The 22,573-nt window shown below is 60.5% G+C and carries 22 protein-coding genes; 8 read left to right on the top strand and 14 right to left on the bottom strand.

Features of this window, described 5'->3' with window-relative positions; all coding sequences use genetic code 11:
• Positions 1-339: 339 nt before the first annotated feature.
• Complete coding sequence (rocF, locus tag ABID12_RS07545; protein ID WP_354433704.1) at positions 340-1,263, top strand: arginase; 924 nt, start codon at positions 340-342, stop codon at positions 1,261-1,263.
• On the opposite strand, the gene mbfA is transcribed toward rocF, so the two are convergent.
• From mbfA to ABID12_RS07520, 5 genes are all read right to left on the bottom strand, one after another.
• Entirely contained in the window at positions 1,264-2,247 is a 984-nt protein-coding gene (gene mbfA, locus ABID12_RS07540) for an iron exporter MbfA (protein ID WP_354433703.1), read from the bottom strand.
• A gap of 131 nt (positions 2,248-2,378) precedes the next feature.
• A complete protein-coding gene (locus ABID12_RS07535; RefSeq protein WP_354433702.1) occupies positions 2,379-3,188 on the bottom strand; it encodes a siderophore-interacting protein in 810 nt (269 codons plus the stop codon).
• Between the two features lie 128 nt (positions 3,189-3,316).
• A complete protein-coding gene (locus ABID12_RS07530; protein ID WP_354433701.1) occupies positions 3,317-4,024 on the bottom strand; it encodes an NAD-dependent deacylase in 708 nt (235 codons plus the stop codon).
• A gap of 53 nt (positions 4,025-4,077) precedes the next feature.
• On the bottom strand, positions 4,078-4,596 hold the full coding sequence (locus tag ABID12_RS07525; RefSeq protein WP_354433700.1) for a transglutaminase-like cysteine peptidase: 519 nt from the start codon (positions 4,594-4,596) through the stop codon (positions 4,078-4,080).
• 205 nt (positions 4,597-4,801) lie between these two features.
• A complete protein-coding gene (locus ABID12_RS07520) occupies positions 4,802-5,602 on the bottom strand; it encodes an alpha/beta hydrolase (RefSeq protein ID WP_354433699.1) in 801 nt (266 codons plus the stop codon).
• A gap of 188 nt (positions 5,603-5,790) precedes the next feature.
• Between ABID12_RS07520 and infC the strand changes: the two genes are divergently transcribed.
• The 6 genes from infC to pheT all read left to right on the top strand — a co-directional run bounded on the left by infC (position 5,791) and on the right by pheT (position 11,428).
• Positions 5,791-6,327, top strand: a complete 537-nt coding sequence (gene infC, locus ABID12_RS07515; protein WP_106309700.1) for a translation initiation factor IF-3 — start codon at positions 5,791-5,793, stop codon at positions 6,325-6,327.
• A 290-nt stretch (positions 6,328-6,617) separates the two neighbouring features.
• Entirely contained in the window at positions 6,618-6,818 is a 201-nt protein-coding gene (gene rpmI / locus ABID12_RS07510; protein WP_024709981.1) for a 50S ribosomal protein L35, read from the top strand.
• A gap of 48 nt (positions 6,819-6,866) precedes the next feature.
• Positions 6,867-7,271 (top strand): 50S ribosomal protein L20, encoded by a 405-nt coding sequence (rplT, locus tag ABID12_RS07505; RefSeq protein WP_106309706.1) that lies wholly within the window; start codon positions 6,867-6,869, stop codon positions 7,269-7,271.
• 153 nt (positions 7,272-7,424) lie between these two features.
• On the top strand, positions 7,425-8,507 hold the full coding sequence (gene pheS, locus ABID12_RS07500; protein ID WP_354433698.1) for a phenylalanine--tRNA ligase subunit alpha: 1,083 nt from the start codon (positions 7,425-7,427) through the stop codon (positions 8,505-8,507).
• Positions 8,507-8,926: an ASCH domain-containing protein gene (locus tag ABID12_RS07495; RefSeq protein WP_435528199.1), complete on the top strand. Its 420-nt coding sequence runs from the start codon at positions 8,507-8,509 to the stop codon at positions 8,924-8,926. Before pheS ends, ABID12_RS07495 begins: the two co-directional genes overlap by 1 nt.
• Positions 8,927-8,998: 72 nt before the next feature.
• On the top strand, positions 8,999-11,428 hold the full coding sequence (gene pheT / locus ABID12_RS07490; RefSeq protein ID WP_354433696.1) for a phenylalanine--tRNA ligase subunit beta: 2,430 nt from the start codon (positions 8,999-9,001) through the stop codon (positions 11,426-11,428).
• A gap of 180 nt (positions 11,429-11,608) precedes the next feature.
• Here the strand turns inward: pheT and ABID12_RS07485 are convergent, their stop codons facing one another.
• The 7 genes from ABID12_RS07485 to ABID12_RS07455 form a co-directional block, all read right to left on the bottom strand.
• Positions 11,609-13,324: a GH32 C-terminal domain-containing protein gene (locus ABID12_RS07485; RefSeq protein WP_354433695.1), complete on the bottom strand. Its 1,716-nt coding sequence runs from the start codon at positions 13,322-13,324 to the stop codon at positions 11,609-11,611.
• A gap of 222 nt (positions 13,325-13,546) precedes the next feature.
• Entirely contained in the window at positions 13,547-14,128 is a 582-nt protein-coding gene (locus ABID12_RS07480; RefSeq protein ID WP_354433694.1) for an NAD(P)H-dependent oxidoreductase, read from the bottom strand.
• A gap of 1 nt (position 14,129) precedes the next feature.
• Complete coding sequence (locus ABID12_RS07475) at positions 14,130-15,539, bottom strand: FAD-binding oxidoreductase (protein WP_354433693.1); 1,410 nt, start codon at positions 15,537-15,539, stop codon at positions 14,130-14,132.
• Positions 15,540-15,541: 2 nt separating this feature from the next.
• Positions 15,542-16,852, bottom strand: a complete 1,311-nt coding sequence (locus tag ABID12_RS07470) for a cytosine deaminase (protein WP_435528191.1) — start codon at positions 16,850-16,852, stop codon at positions 15,542-15,544.
• Complete coding sequence (locus ABID12_RS07465) at positions 16,852-17,706, bottom strand: ABC transporter permease (protein WP_354433692.1); 855 nt, start codon at positions 17,704-17,706, stop codon at positions 16,852-16,854. Before ABID12_RS07465 ends, ABID12_RS07470 begins: the two co-directional genes overlap by 1 nt.
• A complete protein-coding gene (locus ABID12_RS07460; protein ID WP_106309937.1) occupies positions 17,706-18,530 on the bottom strand; it encodes an ABC transporter ATP-binding protein in 825 nt (274 codons plus the stop codon). The genes ABID12_RS07465 and ABID12_RS07460 overlap by 1 nt, the downstream gene beginning before the upstream one ends.
• A 76-nt stretch (positions 18,531-18,606) precedes the next feature.
• The gene (locus ABID12_RS07455; RefSeq protein WP_106309731.1) at positions 18,607-19,614 is read right to left on the bottom strand and encodes an ABC transporter substrate-binding protein; all 1,008 of its coding nucleotides are present in this window, start codon (positions 19,612-19,614) and stop codon (positions 18,607-18,609) included.
• 192 nt (positions 19,615-19,806) lie between these two features.
• Between ABID12_RS07455 and ABID12_RS07450 the strand changes: the two genes are divergently transcribed.
• Positions 19,807-20,748, top strand: a complete 942-nt coding sequence (locus ABID12_RS07450) for a LysR family transcriptional regulator (protein WP_319518772.1) — start codon at positions 19,807-19,809, stop codon at positions 20,746-20,748.
• Here the strand turns inward: ABID12_RS07450 and ABID12_RS07445 are convergent, their stop codons facing one another.
• Together ABID12_RS07445 and ABID12_RS07440 are read right to left on the bottom strand one after the other, a co-directional pair.
• The gene (locus ABID12_RS07445; RefSeq protein WP_354433691.1) at positions 20,749-21,549 is read right to left on the bottom strand and encodes a creatininase family protein; all 801 of its coding nucleotides are present in this window, start codon (positions 21,547-21,549) and stop codon (positions 20,749-20,751) included. It lies immediately after the preceding gene.
• A 126-nt stretch (positions 21,550-21,675) separates the two neighbouring features.
• Positions 21,676-22,566 (bottom strand): DMT family transporter, encoded by an 891-nt coding sequence (locus tag ABID12_RS07440; RefSeq protein ID WP_354433690.1) that lies wholly within the window; start codon positions 22,564-22,566, stop codon positions 21,676-21,678.
• Positions 22,567-22,573 lie beyond the last annotated feature (7 nt).

Genomic DNA, 22,573 nt, shown 5'->3' with positions numbered 1-22,573 from the left:
TCTGATGTCTTTTCTCAAGATGAAAATGGGTATGACAGCGCAAAACCTCGGCCCTTCTGCGTGGAATGGTCATGGGGCGCGGGGCCTTGTACATTCGTCCTCCGGTCCATTTCACCCTGAAGCAAGCCATAGCATAAATTTCTGCAGTTCAAACGTTTCAATCATCAAATCTGCATGGCGCGGAATACGGGGTACATTTCCGCGAATGGTTCGTTATACTCTACAAACCACAAAGACAAAGCCCCCATATATTTCAGGCCGGCGAAGACTTCTGGCCGAAAATCCCGGCTTCCCTGTCGTGTCCTGCATGGGGAAGCGCCTTCATGACGGAGTTATTTGATGTATTGCACGTTGCTCGGTGTTCCCGTTCAGTCCGGTGCCGGACGGAAGGGCTGTAATATGGGACCGAACGGCCTCAGGGCGGCCGGCCTTGCCGAAGCGCTGGCCGGGCTGGGACATGATGTTGTCGATTTGGGCGACCTGCAGCCCGCGCCGGAACGCGCGGTCTCGCATTCCAATCCCAGCCTGAAGGCGCTTGCCGAGACCGTATCCTGGCTCGATGCCCTTTCGGAGAAAGCCTTCGAGATTTCCGAAAACGGCATTCCGGTTTTCATGGGCGGCGATCATGTGATGGCGGCGGCAAGCGTGGCCGGCGTTTCCAGGCGGGCGCAGCAAAAGGGTCGTCCGTTGTTCGTGCTCTGGCTCGATGCCCATACCGATTTTCACACGCTGGAAAGCACCGAAAGCGGCAATCTGCATGGCACGCCGGCGGCCTATTTTACCGGCAGGCCGGGTTTCGAAGGGGTTTATCCGCGGCTCGATGCGCCGGTTGATCCGGCCAATGTCTGCATGCTCGGCATTCGCAGTGTCGATGCCCCCGAGCGCGTGGCCGTCAGTCAGGCCGGTGTTACGATCCACGATATGCGCGCGATTGACGAAAGCGGCATCGGCGCGCTGCTGTCGGCGTTTCTCGAACGGGTCGCAGCCAGCAATGGCATGCTGCATGTGAGTTTCGATATCGACTTTCTCGATCCGTCGGCCGCGCCCGGCGTCGGAACCACTGTTCCGGGCGGCGCGAGTTTCCGCGAGGCGCATCTGGTGATGGAGATGCTGCATGACAGCGGGCTGGTGACCAGCCTCGACCTTGTGGAGCTCAACCCGTTTCTCGACGAGCGCGGCAAGTCCGCAATCCTGATGACCGATCTGACGGCAAGCCTGTTCGGGAAACGGGTGATGGACCGCCCGACCCGCAGTTTCGGCTGATCAGCCGCTGCCGATCAGCATGCCTGCTGCCAGAACAAGACCGCCGCCGAGCACGACCTGGAAGGCGGCGCGCATGAACGGTGTTTCCATGTATTTGTTCTGGATGAAGGCGATTGCCCAGAGTTCGAAGAACACCACGATGATGGCGACCATGGTCGCTGTCCAGAATTCGGGGATCAGGTAGGGCAGGGCATGGCCCAGCCCGCCGAGCATGGTCATCACGCCCGATGCGATGCCGCGCTTGATCGGCGAGCCGCGCCCGGAAAGCTTGCCGTCGTCGTGGGCCGCTTCGGTGAAACCCATGGAAATACCGGCGCCGACGGCGGCCGACAGGCCGATGAGAAAGGTCTGCTTGGTATCCTGGGTGGCAAAGGCGGCGGCAAAGATCGGCGCCAGCGTCGAGACCGAACCGTCCATCAACCCTGCAAGGCCCGGCTGCACCCAGGTGAGCACGAACTGACGGCGCTCCTTCATGGTCTCTTCGTCACGCACATCTTCCGGAGCGTGTTTTTCGGTCAGCGCCCGGGCCGTTTCCTCGTGGGCTTCTTCGGCCATGGCCAGGTCGCCGAGAAGCTTGCGGGTGTCGGCATCGCTGACCTGGGTCACGGCGGCGCGATAGAACCGGCGCGCCTGATCCTCCATGACAATCGTCTGCGCCCGGATTTTTTCAAGCGGCATGGATTTGATCAGCCAGTCCGGCTTGCGATCGTAAAACCCACGGACATATTCGCGCCGGATGAAGGGAATGGTGTCGCCGAAACGCCGTTTGTGCTGATCGATCAGCATGCGGCGGTGACTGTCTTCGACCTGTGCCATGTCATCGAAGATCCGCGCCGAATCCGGATAATCCCCACGCAGATGCTCGGCATAGGTCTTGTATATCCGGGAATCATCCTCCTCCGCCGAAATCGCCAGGGCCAGGATTTCTTGCTCGGACAGCGAGGAAAATGCCCGCCGCGCGCGGGGGAAGAAGTTAAGCGCCATGATCGTCGTCCCGATATTAGTTTAGAATATTTCTAATCTAATATCGGGAGAAGGTCAAATGCGGTGATCCGGGAAGGCGGGCGTCGCCATGATTGCCGCTTTTTGCAACAATCGTGCGACGGTTGCCGGTTTCACATGTTTTTCTCGCTTGCACCCGGTGCATTGCTGACCCAGTAGCCCGATGCGTTCATCCAGGTGAGGGGATGGTTGCGTTCTTCCAGCAGGTGAGTGCGAACGGCCCGTGCGACGCGTGCTTCTGCACCGACCCAGACGAATGTCTGCGGCGGAAGATCGATCCCCTTCAGAATATCGAGAAACGGCGCCGGATCGGTTGCGTCCGCACCTTGACGATCAATCCAATGGATATGCGTATCGGCTTCGGTTTCGAAACTCTGATGATCCTCGGGTGCGGGCACGGCAATGATGGCCGTGAAGGTCGCGCCGGCGGACGCTTCTTCGATGCGACGCGCGATTGCCGGCAGGGCGGTTTCATCACCGATCAGCAGCCAGTGATCGACCGGTCCCCTGATGACCTTCGAGCCGCGTGGTCCGCCGATTTCAAGCGTATCGCCGGGCTTTGCCGCAACGGCCCAGGCCGTTGCCGGGCCTGCGTCGTGGATGGCGAAATCGATGATCAGCGAATTGTCGTCATTATTATACCGGCGGGGCGTGTAGTCACGCATGGCCGGCTTGTCGTCGCCGGTGTCGAAAAACAGTTTGATATGGTCGTCGGGTGCGGCACTGATGAAATCGCTGAGTGTCGGGCTTTCAAAGTGGATGCGCAGCATCACTGGCGTGATGTATTCGCAGGCGGTGACCGTCAGCACCCGGCGCTTGAGTTCATGGCGGACGCGTTCGATTTCGGGCGGGGCGATCTCCGGCGGAGCAACCTCCGGCGTGTCGATATCGGGCGAAGCGGTGTTGTTGGTCTGGTGGGACATGGCGGACTCCGAAAAAGATACCGAGCCATTGATGAGGGCGGTATCATGCAGAAAATATGATTGTTTTTGTCATGAATAAGTCATGGCAGTCAAACAATCATTCCTCGCATGAACGGAGGAGAAGGCCGTTAGCGGCCGGACAGAAGCGTTTCGACGAAAGCGGGGACGGTGGTTGCGGCCGGCCCCTCGCGACAGTCCTTGAATAAGGGATTGCCGGTCGCTTCAAGATTGATTTCGACGGTGCGCGCGCCTTTGCCGGCGGCCTCCATCACGAAACCGGCTGCCGGATAAACGGTGCCTGACGTGCCGATAGCCACGAACAGTTCGGCCCGGTCGAGCGCGTCCTCGATCCGCTCCATGTCGTAAGGCATTTCACCGAACCAGACGATGTCGGGGCGCAGTGACGCGCGTGCGCAGCTTGAGCAGACCATGCCCTCGTCGAGGTCGCCTTCCCATGGCTGATGGCTGCCGCATTCATAGCAGAGCGCCGAATTCAGCTTGCCATGCATGTGCAGAACGTTTTTCGAGCCGGCTTTTTCATGCAGATTATCGACGTTCTGGGTCACCAGCAGAAAATCGCCGGGCCAGGCGTTCTCAAGGGCTGCAAGCGCATTGTGGGCCGCATTCGGGCTGGCCTTGGCAGCCTCGCGGCGCCGCATGTTGTAAAAATCGAAGACGAGGCCGGGATTGCGGTAAAAGCCCTCCGGGGTGGCAACATCGCGGATATCGTGATCGGCCCACAGGCCGCCATTGTCACGGAAGGTTGCAAGGCCCGATTCAGCGGAAATGCCCGCGCCGGTCAGAACCACAATGGAAGCTTTGGGTGAAATCTGCATGAGACCGTTCGTGCCTTGCTATGCGGTTGCCCTGCCGCCCGGTCGCGTCTGTGTCAACGCAGTGCGGCCACGGGCAGGTCCCTGCCGGTTTCAACCTTGACCCAGCGTCCGCTGTCGAAAGAGGCCTGACGCTTCAGGAAGGTATAGGGCGTTTCGGACCATGGCAGGATCTCGTCGCTGAGATTGTCGAGGACGTAATCGCCCTGCGTGCTGCGCAGCGTCAGAACGGCATGGCCTTCGCCATTGGGCTTGCGCACGACCGTGATCAGGAGGTCGGTGGCGGAGAAACCGGCCTTGATCAGGCGCCGCCGCTTTTCCAGAACGAAGTCCTCGCAGTCGCCGGCGCCGTTTTTCGGGTAGGACCAGACTTCCTCGCGGCCGTAGAGTTCCTCATCGGTAACCGGCTCGATTGTCGCATTGACGGAAAGGTTGATTGTCTGGACGGCCTGCCAGCCGTAATCCGTCAGCCGGGCGGGGCCGGTATTGCCGCGATGAGCGCGGCACTCGCTGCGATGGGCCTGGCAGAATTCGAAATGGCCGATGGGCTGCGAGGTAATGCCGCCGATGGGCATTGCAGGTATGCCGGCCGCGAGCACCGGAGCAAAAAGGCCTGCCCCGAAAACCCCTGCTACTGCACAGAATACCAAATAAGCCAGTTGACTGAAACGAGGCACGCTATACCCATCCGCCTGTGAATTCTTAACAAAGAGTTAAGAAGAATTGGCGGACGGAGTCAATCAGACAAGCGTGAACCGGGGGCAGGTTCTTAAGGAATGGTTAACCGCTGCGTGCCGGCGAGACGAGATCGCCCACAGCCTTGAGCATGCGTTCGATATCGGCAGGCCGTGAAAGCCGATGGTCGCCATCCTGCACCAGCGTCAGCACCACATCGTCGGCCGGCAGGTGTGCCATCAGCTTCAGTGCATGGGTGTAGGGCACATCCGGGTCCTGCCGGCCCTGGATGATGTGCACCGGGCATCCGGTTTCGATAATGCCGTCCAGAACGCGGTTTCGGCGACCGTCATCGAGCAGGTTGGCCGTATAGATGGTCGGCTCCGGGCCATAGATCGAGGCTTCCTCGAAATATCCCTTGTCGGCAAGCGCCTTGCATTCGGCCTCTTTCAGGCCCGGCTCGATAAGCTCGTTGGTAAAGTCCGGCGCCGGCGCCAGCAGCAGCAGGCCCTCGATCTTCGGACCGTCCGGCCGCTTTCTCAGCTCCTGAACGGCCCTGAGCGCCAGCCAGCCGCCCATGGATGAGCCGATAATGATGATCCGCTCGGGTGCGGCATGGTCGATTGCGGCCAGGCTGTCGGCAAGCCAGCGCGAAATCGTGCCGTCGGCGAAAGCGCCTTCGCTCTCGCCGTGCCCGGTATAGTCGAAACGGATCATGGCAAGGTTTTCTTCCGCCGCATAAGCGTCAAGCGCTTCGGCCTTGGTGCCGAGCATGTCGGAGCCGTAGCCGGAAAACCAGACCAGCGCCGGCTTGTCCGTGTTGCCGGGCCGTAACCGCATGGCGATCTTCAGCGGACCGTCGCCATGGTCGATTTGCGTATAGCTCAAGGCAATGTCCTGCTGCATTCTGGTCTCCGTTGATTTACCGGAAAAGCCCGCAACCGCGCCGATTGCGCGATGAAGTGGTGATTTTCTTTTTGGGCTGTGTTATTGACATGGGACGGGTTTAACAACCATTTGTGTCCGATACGTGCTTATAGTCCTGCACTTGGCACTTACGAACCCGTTTTTCAACAATTGAGGAGATCACGACCATTCGCAGACCCCATAGAGCCGCTCCCCCGACCAAGGAAGGTCCCCGCGCCAATCGCGACATTCGCATTCGTGAAGTGCAGCTGATTACCGAGGACGGGGAGAACCAGGGCGTTGTTCCAACAGAAGATGCGCTGAGAATGGCTGAAGAAGCCGGGCTTGATCTCGTCGAGATCGCCCCCAACTCGACGCCGCCCGTTTGCAAGATTCTCGATCTGGGCAAGCTGAAATATGCCAACCAGAAGCGCGCCGCCGAGGCCCGCAAGAAGCAGAAAGTCGTCGAAGTCAAAGAAATCAAGATGCGTCCCAACATCGACAGCCACGATTACGAGGTGAAGATGAAGGCGATGAACAAGTTCTTTGAAGGCGGCGACAAGGTCAAGGTGACGCTGCGCTTCCGCGGCCGCGAAATGGCGCACCAGGAACTGGGCATGAAGCTTCTGAGCCAGGTGAAGGAAGACACGGCGGAAATCGCCAAGGTGGAAGCCGAACCGAAGCTGGAAGGCCGTCAGATGCTGATGGTGCTGGCGCCGAAATAAGCCTTGCCGCACACGTTTATGCGCCGTCCGGGACTTTTCAAAAGTGCCGTGGCGGCGAATTGCGTGTGTTGTTTGAGAACCGGTTGCGCTTTTCCAACAAACCGCGTATAAGCACGCCGTCCGAGCGGAATACCGACAGGTTTTTCTCCCGGATATTTTGAATGTGTGCCTTTTTCGATATCGGGAAAGCGTGCACCGGAACAGGCCGGCAGGGCATGCCGTGTGTGTTCTCAATGCCAAAGGCCCCGGATTTCTTCGTCCGGTGCAATCAACAACAACGGAGTAGCAAAATGCCCAAGATGAAGACGAAATCGTCGGTCAAGAAGCGTTTCAAGCTGACCGCGAGCGGCAAGGTCAAGGTCGCGGCTGCAGGCAAGCAGCACGGCATGATCAAGCGTTCCAACAAGTTTATCCGTGATGCGCGCGGCACGATGGTCCTGTCCGATCAGGACGCCAAGATCGTCAAGCAGTTCATGCCCTACGGCAAGTAACGCCCGCAGATTTTTAACGCATTCCGATAGATTTCAAGGAGAACCGATATGGCTCGCGTAAAACGTGGCGTTACAGCACACGCCAAGCACAAGAAAGTCGTCAAGCAGGCAAAAGGCTTTTACGGCCGCCGCAAGAACACCATCCGCACGGCCAAGGCTGCTGTTGACAAGTCGAAGCAGTACGCCTACCGCGACCGCAAGGTCAACAAGCGCAATTTCCGCGCTCTGTGGGTCCAGCGCATCAACGCCGCTGTGCGTGAACATGGCCTGACCTATGGCCGCTTCATCGACGGCCTGAACAAGGCTGGCATCGAAGTCGACCGCAAGGTCCTGTCCGACATGGCGATCCATGAGCCGGAAGCATTTGCAAGCATCGTTGCAGCTGCCAAGAAGGGCCTTGAGTACCTCAAGAAAGAGGGCACGGCCAATGAGTTTGAAAGCGCGGTTGCATAAGCCAGCGCTTCCCAAGCTCTTTTGAAATTCTACCTTTTGGGAAACCCGCGCTGGCAGGACCAGTGCGGGTTTTTCATTTTCAAATCACGAAAGTCATGTATCTGGCCGAGGGGCGAGCGGAGCCGGTCCGCTCCGGCAGGAAAGAGATAAGAGATGTCCGATCTTGAGGATCTGAAACAGAAGCTGATGGACGAGATCGCCGGGGCGGCGGACGAGGCGGCAATCGAAGCCGTGCGCGTTTCCGCGATCGGCAAGAAAGGTTCGGTCTCCGAGCTTTTGAAAACACTCGGCAAGATGGACCCGGAAGAGCGCAAGACGCGCGGCGCGGCCATCAATGCGCTGCGCAACGAGGTCGGCGAGGCGATTGCCGCCCGCAAGGCCGAATTGAAGGATGCAGCGATTGCCGCGCGGCTGAAGGCGGAGACCGTGGACGTCACGCTGCCGGTTCGTCCGTCGCCGTCGCTGTCCGGCCGCATTCATCCGGTCAGTCAGGTGATCGACGAGATCACCGCGATCTTCGGCGATATGGGCTTTGCGATTGCCGAAGGACCGGAAATCGAGACGGACTATTACAATTTCACCGCGCTGAACTTCCCCGAAGGTCACCCCGCGCGCGAAATGCACGACACCTTCTTCTTCAATCCGGATGAGAACGGCGAGCGCAAGGTGCTCAGGACCCACACCTCGCCGGTGCAGATCCGCACGATGGAGAGCCAGGAACCGCCGATCCGCGTTGTCATCCCCGGCAAGACCTATCGCCAGGACAGCGACGCGACGCATTCGCCGATGTTCCATCAGTTGGAAGGCCTCGTCATCGACAAGACCAGCCATGTCGGCCATCTGCGCTGGACGCTGGAAGAATTCTGCAAGGCGTTCTTCGAGGTCGACAGCGTGACCATGCGTTTCCGCCCGTCCTTCTTCCCGTTCACCGAGCCGTCCTTCGAGGTCGACATCCAGTGCGACCGTTCCGGCGAACAGGTGAAGTTTGGAACCGGCACAGACTGGATGGAAATCCTCGGCTGCGGCATGGTGCACCCGAATGTGCTGCGCTATTGCGGCCTCGACCCGGATGTTTATCAGGGCTTTGCCTGGGGCATGGGCCTCGACCGCATCGCCATGCTGAAATATGGCATGCCGGACCTCAGAGACTTCTTCGCTGCTGACGAACGCTGGACATCGCATTACGGCTTCCGCCCGCTCGATATTCCGACGCTGTTCGGCGGGTTGAGTTCGTGATGCAACTGCCGGAGCGCTATAAAGGGGCTGTCACCTTCGCATTCGGCGACACGCCGGCACTCATGGATGAGCTGCTGGCGCTGGTCATTGCCGGCAAAAAGACGGCGACCTGTGGCGCGCTTCGGGATGTGAGGGAAGCCGGCGAGCCGATGCCCAGTGTCGGGCGCCGCGATATCGTTCTGGACGGGCGCGGCCAGCCGGCAGCAGTTATCGAAACGACGGAAGTGAGCATTCGCCGTTTCGACGAAGTGGATGCAGCCTTTGCCCATGACGAGGGGGAAGGGGACCGGTCGCTTGCCACCTGGCGGCAGGAGCACCAGGCATATTTCGAGCGCAATGGCGGCTTTGCCCCGGACATGGAGCTCATATGCGAGCGGTTCCGGCTTGTCGAAGTTCTGGGCGCGGAAGACAACGTTTGAGAAAACAGAATTCGGCTGGTACGGATTTCGGCAATCCGGGCGATGGTCGACTGAAATGGTGAGACGAGAGACATGAAATTCACACTGTCCTGGTTGAAGGAACATCTGGAAACCGACGCTTCGCTCGATGAAATCTGCGAGCGGCTGACGACCATCGGCCTGGAGGTCGAAGAGGTTGACGACAAGGCGGCCTACAAGCCCTTCACCATTGCCAAGGTAGTCGACGCCAAGCAGCATCCCGATGCCGACCGGCTGAAGGTGCTGACGGTGGATGCCGGTGATGGCAAGCCGTTGCAGATCGTCTGCGGCGCGCCGAATGCGCGTGCAGGGCTCGTCGGCGCGCTGGCGCGGCCGGGCACCTATGTGCCGGGCATCGACGTGACGCTGTCTGTCGGGAAAATTCGCGGCGTCGAAAGCCACGGCATGATGTGTTCGGAAAAGGAACTCGACATTTCCGACAATCATGACGGTATTATCGACCTGCCGGAGGATGCGCCGGTCGGAACCAGCTTTGCCGAATATGCAGGCCTTGACGACCCGGTCATCGAAATCAACCTGACGCCGAACCGGCCGGACTGCACCAGCATTTTCGGCATCGCCCGCGATCTGGCGGCCTCCGGTCTCGGCACGCTGAAGACGAAACCCGCGCCGTCCTTCGCGGTCGAGGGCGATATGCCGGTTTCGCTGACGCTCGATTTCGCTGAGGAGGACAAATATCTCTGCCCCGGTTTCGCGCTGCGTCTGGTGCGCGGCGTCAAGAACGGGTCGAGCCCGAAATGGATGCAGCAGCGTCTGATCGCCATCGGCCTGCGTCCGATCAATGCGCTGGTCGATATCACCAATTACATGACCTTCGATCAGGGCCGCCCGATGCACGTCTTCGACGCGGCCAAGATCAAGGGCGGGCTGACGGTGCGTCGCGCCACGGCCGGCGAGAAAATTCTGGCGCTCGATGAACGCGAATACGAGCTGACGGCGGACAATGTTGTCATCGCCGATGACAATGGCGTGGAATCCATCGGTGGCGTCATGGGCGGCGAGCATTCCGGCTGCGATGAAAACACCACCGATGTGCTGATCGAATCGGCGCTTTGGGATCCGATGAACATCGCTCGCACTGGCCGCACGCTCGGCATCATCACCGATGCCCGCTATCGTTTCGAGCGCGGCGTCGACCCGGAATATATGGTGCCGGGGCTTGAGCGCACCACCGAACTGGTGCTGGAGCTTTGCGGCGGTACGGCGAGTGAAAAGACGGTGACCGGTTATGACGGTTATCAGCCCAAAATCGTCGAATATCCGTTCTCCGAGGTTAAGCGGCTGACCGGTCTCGACGTTTCGGCGGCAGAAAGCCGCGATATCCTGACCCGGCTTGGTTTCGCTGTTGAGGGCAATGGCGAGACGGTGTCCGTCGCCGTGCCCTCCTGGCGGCCGGATGTGGAAGGCAAGGCCGATCTGGTCGAAGAGGTGATGCGCATTCACGGCGTCGACAGCATCAAGCCGGAAGCGCTGCCGACGCTTGGCGCGGTCAATGAAAAGATCCTGACGCCGCTGCAGATCCGCTCGCGCGCCGCCCGGCGGGAGCTGGCCGCGCGCGGCATGATGGAGGCCGTCACCTGGTCGTTCATCTCCGAGGCGGAGGCGACGCTTTTCGGCGGCGGTGCGCCAGCGTTGAAGCTTTCCAACCCGATTGCGGCCGACATGTCCGATATGCGCCCGTCGCTGCTGCCGGGCCTTCTGGCCGCCGCCAAGCGCAATGCCGCCATCGGCCATGGCGATGTGGCGCTGTTCGAAGTCTCCGGGACCTATGAGAACGACACGCCCAAGGGGCAGCGCCGCGTTGCAGGCGGTGTGCGTCGCGGCTCCGCCACGCTTTCAGGCGCAGGTCGCATGTGGTCGAACGGCGAAACGGGTGCCGGCCGTGGCGTTGGCGTGTTCGATGCCAAGGCCGATGCGCTGGCCGTGCTTGAGGCCTGTGGCATGCCGATGGGCAATGTGCAGATCGTCGCCGGCGGGCCGGACTGGTATCATCCCGGCCGTTCGGGCACCATCAAAATGGGACCGAAGATTGTGCTCGGCCATTTCGGCGAGTTCCATCCGAAAGTGCTGGAAACACTGGATGTTTCCGGCAAGCTGGCCGGTTTCGAAATCTTCGTCGATGCCATTCCCGCGCCGAAGAAAAAGGCGACCCGCACCAAGCCGGCGCTGACGCTGTCGCCGTTCCAGGCCGTCTCCCGCGACTTCGCCTTCGTCGTTGACCGCGATGTCGAGGCGGCGGCAATCGAACGCGCCGCAGCCGGCGCCGACCGCAAGCTGATCACCGGCGTCACCGTCTTCGATATCTTCGAGGGCGCTTCGGTGGGCGAAGGCAAGAAGTCGGTCGCCATCGAAGTCGCAATCCAGCCGGCGGACCGCACGCTGACGGATGAGGATTTCGAGGCGCTGATGAAGAAGATTATTGCTAATGTTGAAAAGTCGACGGGCGGTGTGATCCGCGCCTGAATTGCCGGCGCGGAAATGCCCCCGGACCGTTTGGCAAGCGGCTGACAAAGCTCGCCCCACTCTCTTTCGTCACCCTCGGGACAAGCCCGAGGATGACGTCCGTAAAAAGGATAGGTTTGCCTTGCCGTCTCCGGAGAAAACCAGCGTTACTACCCTTGGCCCCCTGCATGAGGCGGGCTGTTAAAGCGCGAGTGACCACACCTTCGCCGACTTGACCGCGCCTGCGCGGATTCTGAGCGAATGCACGGGATCGAAGCCGGCAATGCGCTTGGTGCCGGTCCAGCGGCCGTTGTCTGCGAAGACCTCGACTGAGCCGATATCGAGAAACACCCGGATGTGGCTCGGCGCGGCGCCGGGCGCGATGTAATCGGGGCTCTGTTCCTTGCTGTCATCCAGATAGATCAGCCGCAGGCCTTCGTCGTCCACCTTCACCATGATCTCGATATTGTTGTGGTAGAGGTCGAGTTCGAAGGGGCCGTCATTGCGGTCCAGTTCGATCACGATTTCGGCCTGGCCGCTCTCCAGCATCACGGGTTCGCCGGCGGCAAGAACGCTATCGTCGATCAGCTGATCGCGCAGCACTTCGACGCCCTCGATCGGCGGCGTCAGAAGCGTATCGTCCGCCGCGTCATAGACGATGTTGCGCGGCAGCGTCATGGCGGTGGGGAAGTCTATTTCGGGTGCGGCGTCGGCCCAGTTGGCGAGCCAGCCGATGCCCACGGGCGTTCCCTGATCGAGAAAGGCCTGAAAGGCATAATTGTCGGTGGCGAAATCGAGTTCCTGCTCGAAATCGGGTGTAAAGCTGCTGCCGTCGAAATGGCCGACGGTGGCCATGGTCAGGTTCTTGCGGCCGGTCTTCTCGTGATGGCTGTGCATCAGGCCGCAGACCAGCACCCAGCGGGTCTGCGGATCGCCCGCCGGCCCGTCAAGCGGCAGCAGGCAGGGGCATTCGATGACCTGAGTGTTGAACCGGCCTTCACGGTGCAGAATGTCGACGAACTCCCAGCCGCCGGCGGCCGTAAGGTCGGCAGTCTGGTAGAGCAGGACCACGCCTTCCTCGCCCTGGCGGCTGCCGAGCAGCATTTTCCAGTAGCCGTCCGGCCCGCGGAAAACATACGGGTCGCGGAAATCGAGCGTCAGCCCCTCGACCTCCGGCCGTTTGTCGATCAGCGGGTGCGCCGCGCCGGCAAAGATCAGCGATTGCGAGGTTGCGACCATCTGGATTTCGCGTTCGGGATCGCGTTCGATCACGCTTTCGGTGAAGAACACCCGGACGCCCGCGGAATTTTCCAGCGGTATAGCCGAGCCCGAGAAGGCGCCGCCGCGCTTGTCCGGCTTGGCCGTCAGTTCCTCGGAGGGAAACAGGAATATCGGCAGGTGCCGCCAGTGCAGGAAATCTTCCGAAACCGCATGGCCCCAATGCATGGTGTTCCATGTCAGCCCGTGTGAATAATGCTGATAGAAAAGATGGGCGGAGCCATTGAAGCGGCCGAAGCCGTTGGGGTCGTTCATCCAGCCGAAGGGCGGGCGGAAATGGTAGGAGCCAGGCGCCGGCGCCGGCGCATTGGCGGCATGCGTGCGCAGCACGGTGATGCCTTCGTCCAGCACCTTGGCATCGGTGAACCAGTAAGCCACCGAAATCGTCGTCGTTTCAGGGTCGTAGGCGCATTCCAGCTCACCGCCATGGGGCACGAAGAACATGCGGAATTCATATTCCTCGGAGTTCTGCACATAGATATTGCCGAACACCTGCTCGTTCAGCGAAAGCCGCATTTCGGCAGGCGCATGCGGATGAACGGATTTCAGCCAGACATGAAGCACGGCATTGACCGGCACAGTGCCGCGCAATTTGCGCAGGCGGGTCTCGTCGGCGGTTTTCTGCTCAAGAATGGACATTTGGCCTTATTCCCCGCGTCTGGCGCATGGCGGATCTGAAAAACCCTAAAAAATATGCGCTATTTCTCATATTCTGCCGCGTGCCCGGTGCAAAATACATCATCTCGGGCGCTGCGGTATCGCTCAAAAGAGCCCGCAAGCGCCTGTGAGGTGCGCTTGCGGGGTAGTCTTAGACCTAGTGGTCTGAGCGGTGATGTAAAGGGGGGGCGGTGGTCTGAAACCTCAGAAAGCCTCCATCTCGGCCTTCACTTTGGCCAGAAAATCGGCGCGCGTCCTGTCGGTGCAGTTGTTCATGTCGTAATGGGCCATGAAGGAAACCGGTGCGCCGAGCTTGATCTGGGCGCGCAGCACGCGCTTGACGATCTTCTTCGGCGGGTTGCCGGCCAGAAAGGCCCGCATCGGCGTTGCGCCATAGGTGAAGACGGCAGCGAGTTTGGTGATGTGGCGCAGCGTCGGCGACAGTTTGCCGTCTTCAAGCGCGAAGGAAACGCCCGGCAGCCAGACCCGGTCGAAATAGCCTTTCAGCATTGCCGGGAAGCCAAAATTCCAGACCGGCGAGACGATCACCAGCGCTTCCGCCTTTCTCAGCCTTTCGACATAGTCTGCCACCGGCGCGGTATTTTCGGGGTAATCGTGATAGCCGATCCGCTCCTGCCGGGTCAGAACCGGCTGGAAATTTTCAGCATAGAGATCGCAGTCGTCGACGTCGTGGCCGGCCTTTTTCAAACTTTCCACGACCTGGGCATGCAGAGCCGCGCCATAGCTGGTCTCCACCGGGTGGCTGTAGAGAACGAGAACCCGCATTTCAGCCGATCTCCGTTTCGGCCAGCCCCTTGAACAGGAAATACCGGCCGGCCTTGAAATCGAAATCCGGATTTTCCCAGGCAATCATCTTGCCGGGGTTGAGCAGGCCTTTCGGATCGGTTTCCTTCTTGAAGGCGAGTTGCAGTGTGTCGGTCTGCTTCATGCCGCCTTCTTCCAGCGTGTAGCGGTGCGGGTTGAAGATCGGGCAGCCGTTTTCCTCGTGAATGCGGATGATCTCTTCCAGCCGTTCGGCCGTGGTGTAGCGCACCAGCGGCAGGCCGGAACACTGGATGGCGCCGTCGAAACGCATGAATTCAAGATGGCCAATCACCTCGTCGCCGAAGATTTCGCACATCTTCTCCACCTTGGCGACATGATCGGGGCCGGGATACTGCACCTGAAGATAGGTGAAGGAGCCGGGCTGCTTCTTCAGCGCCCGCAGCGTGGTGTGGTTCCAGGCCAGCTCATAGGCGCGCGGCATGCCGCGCAGGCTTTCCGCCTCGTCGGCGCGGAAGCGGATTTCGCCCTTGTGCAGCTTCACCAGCGCTTCGAACGGGGCCATGGCATGCGGGGCAACCATGACCACGGAGACGGCTTCGTTTTCCTTCAGATAAGGCTGATGACGACTGAAAAAGGCATGGGGAACCGGTGCGGCAATCGGCGCGATTTCCTTGGTCAGGATGCCGTTGCTGGCCGCCAGTGCATCGGAAAAGCGCACCGCGTCCATGAAGGTGTCGTGCCCGACAATCACGTCAACCCAGTCATAGGCGGGCGCCAGCGGCATTTCCACCTCGGTGATGATGCCGTTGGTGCCGTAGGCGTGGCTTACCTTCATCAGATCGCGCGCGGTCAGTTCCATCACGCGCGGTTCCGCCTCCATCGTGACAATCCTGAGCTTGAGGACATTGCCGAGATCGCGCAAACCGCCCCAGGTGATCGAGCCGACGCCGCCGGAGCCGCCGGCGACGAAACCGCCAAGGGTGGCCGAACTGGTGGTCGAGGGGTGGAAGCGAAGTTCCTGTCCGGTCTCTTCCTTCAACTGCTTGTCGAGCCGGGCACAGATGATGCCGGCTTCGGCGACCACACGACCGGTATGCACTTCCTTGATGGCGTTCATCTTGGTCATGTCGAGAACGATACCGCCCGAAAGCGGCATGCACTGGCCGTAATTGCCGGTCCCGCCGCCGCGCGCCGTCACCGGGGCGTCATGCCTGAAGGCGGTCTTCAGGACCCGGATAACCTCTTCCTCGCTCTTCGGCGAGACGACCAGATCGCCGGTCACCTGTTCGAGCTGTTCCTTCAGGATTGGCGAGTACCAGTAGAAATCCCGGCTCTTGCGCAAAACCATGTTGGGATTGTCGTCAACGGTAATGCCGTCGAGTTCGGCCTTGATCTGCTGATAGTCCGGCATGTTCACTTATCCATAAGCGGGTCAAGTTCGCGATAATCCGGCAGGCTGCGGTCGATGCCCATGCCATTCCGCATCACGATGCGGTCGGCCTGCGGACGGGAAAGAAATTCGCTCCAGCGCCGTGCGCTGAAAAGGACGAGATCGGCGGGGCCGCCTGCGGCGATTACGCCGCGCTCGGTCCGCCCGAGGATTTCGGCGGGCGTGCGGGTGATGATCCGGGCGGTGTCGTCCAGCGGGTGGTCGAGCTGGAGAATGCGCACGGCCTCGCGGATGACCTCTACGGGGTCGAGATCGCCATAGGCGTAGAACGGATCACGGGTGTTGTCGGAGGCGACGGCCGTCTTCACGCCGGCTGCGGCAAGCTCCTTGAACAGCGTCACGCCCCGCCAGCGCGGCGTGCGGCCCTCGTGCCGGTCCTGCAAATACATATTGCACATCGGCAGCGAGACGACGGAAAGCCCGGCCTCGGCCACAAGGTCAATCGTGCGTTTTGTTGTTTCCTCGTCCTGACGCGCCAGAGAACAGCAGTGGCCGACGGTGACCGAACCTTCATAGCCGTTGCGCAGCTTGGCCTCGGCAATACGGCCCAAGGTCAGCACCTCGCGGTCCTCGGTCTCGTCGACATGAAGGTCGATATCGAGGCCGTTGTCGCCGGCGGCCTGAAACAGGCGGTCGAGACGCGCGTTGAGGTCCGGCAGCATCTGTGTCACGCCACCGACAAGGCCGTTATGGCTCTTCAAAAGCGCGATCAGATCGTCGAAAAACGGTTCGAAGATCATGTCGATTGCAAACAGCGCCACGGCCTGAAGCTCGATCCGTCCCGCCCATTTTGCGCGCATGTCGGAAAACACTTCGAACGAGATGTCGTGTTGCGGCGGCAGGCTGTCGATATGGGTGCGTAGAAGGCCCGTGCCGTGGGCATAGGCCGATTTCAGCGAGAATTCCATGCGTGCGGCGACGTCGCCGGCCGACCAGTTGGCCTGACGGTCGGCCATCACGTTTTCAAGTGCGCCCATGAAGGTGCCGTCGGGATTGCGGCGGCGCTCCCAGATATGGCCCTTGTCGATATGGGTGTGCATGTCGGTGAAGGTCGGCCAGACCATGCGGTCGCGCATATCGGCTGCGGGAAGGGCGGTGGGCGCCGTGCCGGCCGGCAGAATGGCGCCGATCTTGCCATCGGTGACCACGATATCGGCTGAAACAAGCCCTTCCCGGGCGGCAAAGCCGCTCGCATCTGCAAGGCAGATTGTGGGAATGGTCGCCCGTGACAGTGCAAATGACGGCGCGTTCGGCAGTGTCATGAAATCCGCCATCAGTTTTCCCTCTTCAGGCTGCTTTCATGCCAGCGATGCAGGAACAGCCAGGCAATGAAGGAGGTGAGCGCGAAAATGGCGACGCCGAGACAGGCGAGCATGAACAGCGCTGCGAACAGACGCGGAATGTTGAGCCGGTATTGCGATTCCAGAAGCCGGAAGGCAAGGCCGGAGCCCGCACCGGCCGACCCGGCCGCAAATTCGGCGACCACGGCGGCAATCAGCGCCAGCCCGCCACCGATCCTCAGCCCGGTCATGAAATAGGGCAGCGAGGCGGGCAGTTTCAGGTGGATCAGCGTCTGCCAGCGCGAGGCGCCGTAAAGCTCGAACAGGTTCAACAGATTGTGGTCGACGCTTTTCAGCCCTTGCGCCATGTTGGACAGGATCGGGAAGAACGCCACCAGAAAGGCACAGATCAGCAGCGCCACCTGCGTCGTCGGCGTGTAGATCAGGATCAGCGGTGCAATCGCGACGATCGGGGTGACCTGCAGAATGACGGTAATCGGGTAAAGCGCGGTTTCGATCCAGCGCGACTGCACCATGATGACGGCAAGGCCGACACCGCCGGCCAGCGCAAGACCGAGCGATATGAAGGTGATCTTGGTTGTCACCCACAGCGCCGGGGCCAGTATGCCCCAGTCCTCGACAAAGGCTTCGGCTACCAGCACGGGGCCGGGCAGGATGTAATGCGGGGTCTGGTAGATGATGACGATTGCCTGCCAGATTGCCACCAGAAGCGCGAGTACGGCAATCGGGATCAGGATTTTGAGAATGGTTTCGCCGTGACGGGCGAAGAAACCGGGTTGGGCGTAAACCGTGTCGTCCGGCTGCGTGGCGGTTACCTTGTCGCTCATCAGTGTTCTCCCCCGGCGGCGTGGATTGCGCCCTGCAGCGCATGAGACACTTTCGCACAGGCCTGATGATATTCGTCCGAGGACCGATAATCCTCGTCGCGAACCTGGCTGGTGTCGAGCGGGAAATCGTCGAAAACCTGCCCCGGACGGGCGCGCATCACCACGATGCGGTTTGAAAGATAGGCGGATTCGAACACCGAATGAGTCACGAACACGACGGTGATGCCGGTTTCACGCCAGAGCCGCAGAACATCGTCGTTGAGCCGCTGGCGGGTGATTTCGTCAAGGGCGGCAAAGGGCTCGTCCATCAGCAGCAGTTTCGGGTTGGTGACGAGCGCGCGGGCAATCGAAACCCGCATTTTCATGCCGCCGGAAAGCTCGCGCGGATAGGCATCGGCGAAATCCTCAAGGCCGACGGTTTTCAGGACATCCATGATCCGCTCGCGCGTGCCGGCTTTCGACTGGCCGCGCAGTTTCAGCGGCAGGTAGACATTGCCGAACACCGTGGCCCAGGGCATCAGCGTCGGTTCCTGAAACACGAAGCTGATATCGCCTTCCGGCCGGCCCTTGGCGGAAATGCGTGAACTTGGCCAGTCAATAGTGCCGCGGGTCACATCGCCGAGTGCCGCGATGATCCTGAGCGCGGTTGACTTACCGCAGCCGGAGGGGCCGAGCAGGCTGACAAACTCGCCCTGACGCACGGTCAGCGACATGTCGGAAAGTGCGATGGTGCCGTTGGAGAAGATCTTGGTGACATGCTCCATCCGCACCAGGGACTTTTGCAAAGGCGGCGATGCCGGGGTCTCGGCACTAGCGTTCGGCATGCGGTTATCCTGCATTCAATTCAAAATCCCGTTTCGCGCGGGAAGGCGCGAAACGGAGTACCGGGGTATTTCCCGTTTATTTCATCAGATCCATGCCAACGCCCTTGCAGACGAACTGGGTCGTGAAGGCCTTGGTATAGTCGAGATCGGCTTCAAACAGGCCGATATCGACCATGTCTTCGAAGAAGGTCTTGTAATGCGCATCGGTAATGCAGCCGATGCCGCCTTCGTCGGCGTCACCGGAGACGACGATGCCGTATTCCTTCATCTTGTCGATGGAGAAGGCGATCTGTTCATCCGTCATTTCCGGATTGTCTTTCTTGATGAGGTCGTTGGCGGCGGTGTTGTCGCCGTAGAGATAGTTGTACCAGCCCTCAATCGAGGCATCGACGAAACGCTGTACGAGGTCCGGGTTTTCGTCGACCAGCTTCTGCTGGGCGGTGATCATCGTCGAATAGGGCGAATAGCCGCTGTCGGCCAGAAGGAACACTTCCGGCGTCCAGCCGGCTTCCCGTTCCACCGAATAGGGTTCGGAGGTCAGATAACCCTGCTGGGCCGATTCCGGATCGGCGATGAACGGCGCGGGGTTGAAGGTGTAGGGCTTGTACTGGGCATCGTCGAAGCCGTCGAAATTGGCCTTCATCCACTGGAAGTAGGAGAGAAAACCGTCCTTGCCCATGAAGATGGTCGGCAGTTTCGCCAGATCGGCGAATTCCTCGATGCCCTGATCGGGGTGGGCCATCAAGATTTGCGGATCCTTCTGGAACATGGCGGCGACATCGATCACCGGAATGCCCTCGACCACGGCATCCAGTTCGCCCTGCGGCGATCCCATGTAGAAATCGACCTTGCCGGCAATCAGAAGCGAGCGGTTGGCGGCCTGCGGGCCACCCTGAACGATGGTCACATCCAGCCCGTATTTTTCATAGGTGCCATCGGCCACGGCCTGATAGAACCCGCCGTGCTCGGCCTGTGCCAGCCAGTTGGTGCCGTAGGTGACCTCGTCCAGCGCAAAGGCGGGCGTTGCAGCCGCTGCCAGCAAGGCAGCGCCGGCTAATGCGGCGGTCTTTGAGGTAGTCGACATAAGCTGTTCCCCTTCGCTTTTCGTCGTGTCGCTTTCCATGATTGCATTTGAGCGGCTTCACCGCTGTTTGAGAAGCATCAAATTTCGTGCGCATTGATGCCTTTTTTGCACAGGCGGCGCGATTGTTATAAATGTAATCGAACTGCGCAAAATTTGGTCAGAGTCGGTTCTTTTACGCTTGAGTTTACGCCCATGCTGCACTCCAGGAAACTGCAATATATCGATGAAATTGCCCGATGCGGTTCGATCCGTAAGGCGGCCCAGCGGTTGAATGTCGCCTCCTCCGCCGTCAACCGGCAAATTCTGGCGCTGGAGGAGGAATTCGGCGCGCCGCTGTTCGAACGGCTGCCGCGGGGCTTGCGGCTGACGGCGGCCGGCGAGATGTGCGTGGAGCATATCCGCGAGGTGCTGAAGGGCTATGAGCGGCTGGAATCGCGCATCCGTGCGCTGAAAATGCCGCAGGCCGGCAAGGTGACTCTGGTGGCAACCGTCGGGCTTGCGGCCGGTCCGCTGCAGGAGATCATCGGCCGCTTCGTCGCCGACAATCCGAGAATCCGTATTCATCTCAGGTCCGATGGCGGCACCACGACGATTGCCAATGTGCTGACCGGCGATGTCGATCTCGGCCTTGGCTTCAACATTCCGCCGACCCCCGGCATCCGCACGTTGGCATCCTTCGATGTGCCGATTGGCGCGGTAATGCCGCCGGACCATCGCCTCGCGAAGGAAGACCGCGTCAATGTCTCCGATGTCGTGCAGGAGCCGCTGGTTCTGGCGCAGCCGGGAACCAGCCTGCGTCACGTCATCAACCTGGCGCTTTCGCCGCTGTCGCTGCCGATCGAACCGGTGGTCGAGACCAATGCGTCGGAGATGCTGAAAGGTCTGGTCAAGCGCGGCACGGGGCTGACCTTTCTCAACCCGCTCGATGTCTATGTCGAATGCCAGAAGGGCGAGCTTGCCTTCCGCCCGCTCGCCGATCCGCATGTGCGTCACCAGCCGATGAAGCTGTTTTCCCGCGCCCGCGCGCCGCTGGATGCGGCCAGCAGCCTGTTTGTCGATTACCTGCTGAAGGAAATCGCAGCGATGATCGAGACGTTGCAGGAGCGTCACCACCTGCCGCCGTCGCCGGGCTGATCAGACCGGCGTATAGAGTTTGTCCAGCGGATAGGCGACGACATCCTCGACCAGCTCGATAAAGCCTTCGATCTGGTGGCGGGCAATGGCTGCGCCCTTTTCGGCGGTCGCGATCGCGGCATTGCCGAGCGCGCCCTTGGGGTTGAGGTCATGGGCGACCCAGGCGAGCGCATTCGGCGGCGTCGGCTGCAGGCGGCGGGTGTTTTCCTTCTGCCATTTGGCCAGCGACACGAAATTTTCGGCATTTTCCATTTTCACGAGTTCCGGGCGGAAGTGGAGCATCAGCGATGTTTCGACCTCGCCGCCGTGAATGCCATAGGTGCGTTCTTCCTCGCTGATCATGCCCTCCGGCGTGCCGAAGCGCGCCCATTGGGTGGCAACGGCGACCATCTCGAAGCGCACCCGCATTTCGCGCGCGACGATGCTCATGATGTCGAGATTGCCGCCATGGCTGTTGACCATGATGATCTTGCGAAGGCCGGCGGCCGCCACCTTCTCGCCAATCGTCGTCCAGGCCGGTATCAGAAGATCCGCGCCGAAGGACAGCGTGCCGGGGCCGTGGATATGCTCGTTGGCCTTGCCGATTTCCTGAACGGGAAGCACCAACACGTCGAGATTGTCGGGGATGTTATCCTGAAGCGTGTCGAGCATGCCCTGCGCAATCGCCACATCGGTGGCGACCGGCAGATGGGGGCCGTGCTGTTCGGTCGAGGCAAGCGGCAGGATGGCGACGGTGGTCGCCGGGTCCAGAGCGCTGAATTCCGGGCTTGTCAGTTCATTCCAGTAGAAGCGCTTGGCCATGTCGATCAACCTGTTTGATGTTCCCGTGCCGCATCCCCTGTGCGGCTTCAAAACAGGTGTAGGAAAAACATCATGCGGACAAAAGCATCGTTTTGTGTTCCGTCCGCTGCCTTTTTGCGCGCGCTCTCAGGCCTGTTTCGGTTTGCCCCATTCCGCAAGGGCGATACCGCCGATGGCCAGCAGGAACGCGATGGCGTGATAGCCTTCGGGGTTTTCGCCAAGCACGACCACGGCAAGGATCATGCCGAAGACCGGAATGAGGTTGATGAACAGGCCGGCGCGGTTCGGCCCGATCATCTCCACGCCGCGGATAAACAGAATCTGCGAGACCAGTGAGGGAAACAGGCCGATAAAGACGATAACGCCGAAGCCGGTGAGGTCGTGCGGCAGCATGGAAAGGCCCAGTGCGGCCTCCGTTGCCACCATCGGCAGTGAGGCGATGAAGGCCCCGATGAAACAGGCCATGGCCATGGCCCGCCAGTCGAGGGCCGGCTTGTAGCGCAGGCAGACCGTGTAGAACGAATAACACAGCACCGCCATCAGCACGAGAAAATCGCCGAAATTGATTTCAAGGCTGAGAAGCCGCGAGATCTGGCCATGGGAAACCGTCACGGCAACGCCTGCGAGGGTAAGCGCAAACCCGGCGAGCTGCGCTAACGAGGCGCGAACCCTGAAAAACACGAAGTTGAGGGCGAAGATCAAAAGCGGAATTGCGGCCTGGTCGATGGCGCCGTTGATGGCGGAGGTGAACCTCAGACCGGAATAGAGAAAGGCATTAAAGCTGGCAAAGCCGACAGCGCCGAAACCGAAGAGGATCGGCCAGTTCTTTTTGATGGCCGGCCAGTCACGACGGATCTGCGGCATGGCGAAGGCCGAAATGACCAGCGCGGCGATGCCCCATCTGAGCGAGTTCATCACCATCGGGGATACGTGACCGATGGCGAGTTTGCCGACAGTGAGGTTTCCGCCCCAGAAAAGTGTGGTCACTGTCAAAAGAAGATAGGCGCGCCATTGCATGGCCATA

It is taken from the genome of Martelella mangrovi (assembly GCF_040545495.1).
GTDB lineage: Bacteria > Pseudomonadota > Alphaproteobacteria > Rhizobiales > Rhizobiaceae > Martelella > Martelella mangrovi.
The sequence above is the reverse complement of the archived record's forward strand: the minus strand, read 5'-3'. Positions and strand labels throughout refer to the sequence as shown.

What these genes read in the sequence shown, in the direction of transcription:
- pheS (WP_354433698.1), top strand. Translation starts at nt 7,425, where the DNA reads ATGTCCGATCTTGAGGATCTGAAACAGAAGCTGATGGACGAGATCGCC.
- rpmI (WP_024709981.1), top strand. Translation starts at nt 6,618, where the DNA reads ATGCCCAAGATGAAGACGAAATCGTCGGTCAAGAAGCGTTTCAAGCTG.
- ABID12_RS07440 (WP_354433690.1), bottom strand. Translation starts at nt 22,566, where the DNA reads ATGCAATGGCGCGCCTATCTTCTTTTGACAGTGACCACACTTTTCTGG.
- ABID12_RS07470 (WP_435528191.1), bottom strand. Translation starts at nt 16,852, where the DNA reads ATGGCGGATTTCATGACACTGCCGAACGCGCCGTCATTTGCACTGTCA.
- ABID12_RS07450 (WP_319518772.1), top strand. Translation starts at nt 19,807, where the DNA reads ATGCTGCACTCCAGGAAACTGCAATATATCGATGAAATTGCCCGATGC.
- ABID12_RS07445 (WP_354433691.1), bottom strand. Translation starts at nt 21,549, where the DNA reads ATGGCCAAGCGCTTCTACTGGAATGAACTGACAAGCCCGGAATTCAGC.
- mbfA (WP_354433703.1), bottom strand. Translation starts at nt 2,247, where the DNA reads ATGGCGCTTAACTTCTTCCCCCGCGCGCGGCGGGCATTTTCCTCGCTG.
- ABID12_RS07485 (WP_354433695.1), bottom strand. Translation starts at nt 13,324, where the DNA reads ATGTCCATTCTTGAGCAGAAAACCGCCGACGAGACCCGCCTGCGCAAA.
- ABID12_RS07530 (WP_354433701.1), bottom strand. Translation starts at nt 4,024, where the DNA reads ATGCAGATTTCACCCAAAGCTTCCATTGTGGTTCTGACCGGCGCGGGC.
- ABID12_RS07460 (WP_106309937.1), bottom strand. Translation starts at nt 18,530, where the DNA reads ATGCCGAACGCTAGTGCCGAGACCCCGGCATCGCCGCCTTTGCAAAAG.
- rocF (WP_354433704.1), top strand. Translation starts at nt 340, where the DNA reads ATGTATTGCACGTTGCTCGGTGTTCCCGTTCAGTCCGGTGCCGGACGG.
- ABID12_RS07455 (WP_106309731.1), bottom strand. Translation starts at nt 19,614, where the DNA reads ATGTCGACTACCTCAAAGACCGCCGCATTAGCCGGCGCTGCCTTGCTG.
- ABID12_RS07535 (WP_354433702.1), bottom strand. Translation starts at nt 3,188, where the DNA reads ATGTCCCACCAGACCAACAACACCGCTTCGCCCGATATCGACACGCCG.
- rplT (WP_106309706.1), top strand. Translation starts at nt 6,867, where the DNA reads ATGGCTCGCGTAAAACGTGGCGTTACAGCACACGCCAAGCACAAGAAA.
- ABID12_RS07475 (WP_354433693.1), bottom strand. Translation starts at nt 15,539, where the DNA reads ATGCCGGACTATCAGCAGATCAAGGCCGAACTCGACGGCATTACCGTT.
- pheT (WP_354433696.1), top strand. Translation starts at nt 8,999, where the DNA reads ATGAAATTCACACTGTCCTGGTTGAAGGAACATCTGGAAACCGACGCT.
- ABID12_RS07480 (WP_354433694.1), bottom strand. Translation starts at nt 14,128, where the DNA reads ATGCGGGTTCTCGTTCTCTACAGCCACCCGGTGGAGACCAGCTATGGC.
- ABID12_RS07465 (WP_354433692.1), bottom strand. Translation starts at nt 17,706, where the DNA reads ATGAGCGACAAGGTAACCGCCACGCAGCCGGACGACACGGTTTACGCC.
- ABID12_RS07525 (WP_354433700.1), bottom strand. Translation starts at nt 4,596, where the DNA reads ATGCCCATCGGCGGCATTACCTCGCAGCCCATCGGCCATTTCGAATTC.
- ABID12_RS07520 (WP_354433699.1), bottom strand. Translation starts at nt 5,602, where the DNA reads ATGCAGCAGGACATTGCCTTGAGCTATACGCAAATCGACCATGGCGAC.
- ABID12_RS07495 (WP_435528199.1), top strand. Translation starts at nt 8,507, where the DNA reads ATGCAACTGCCGGAGCGCTATAAAGGGGCTGTCACCTTCGCATTCGGC.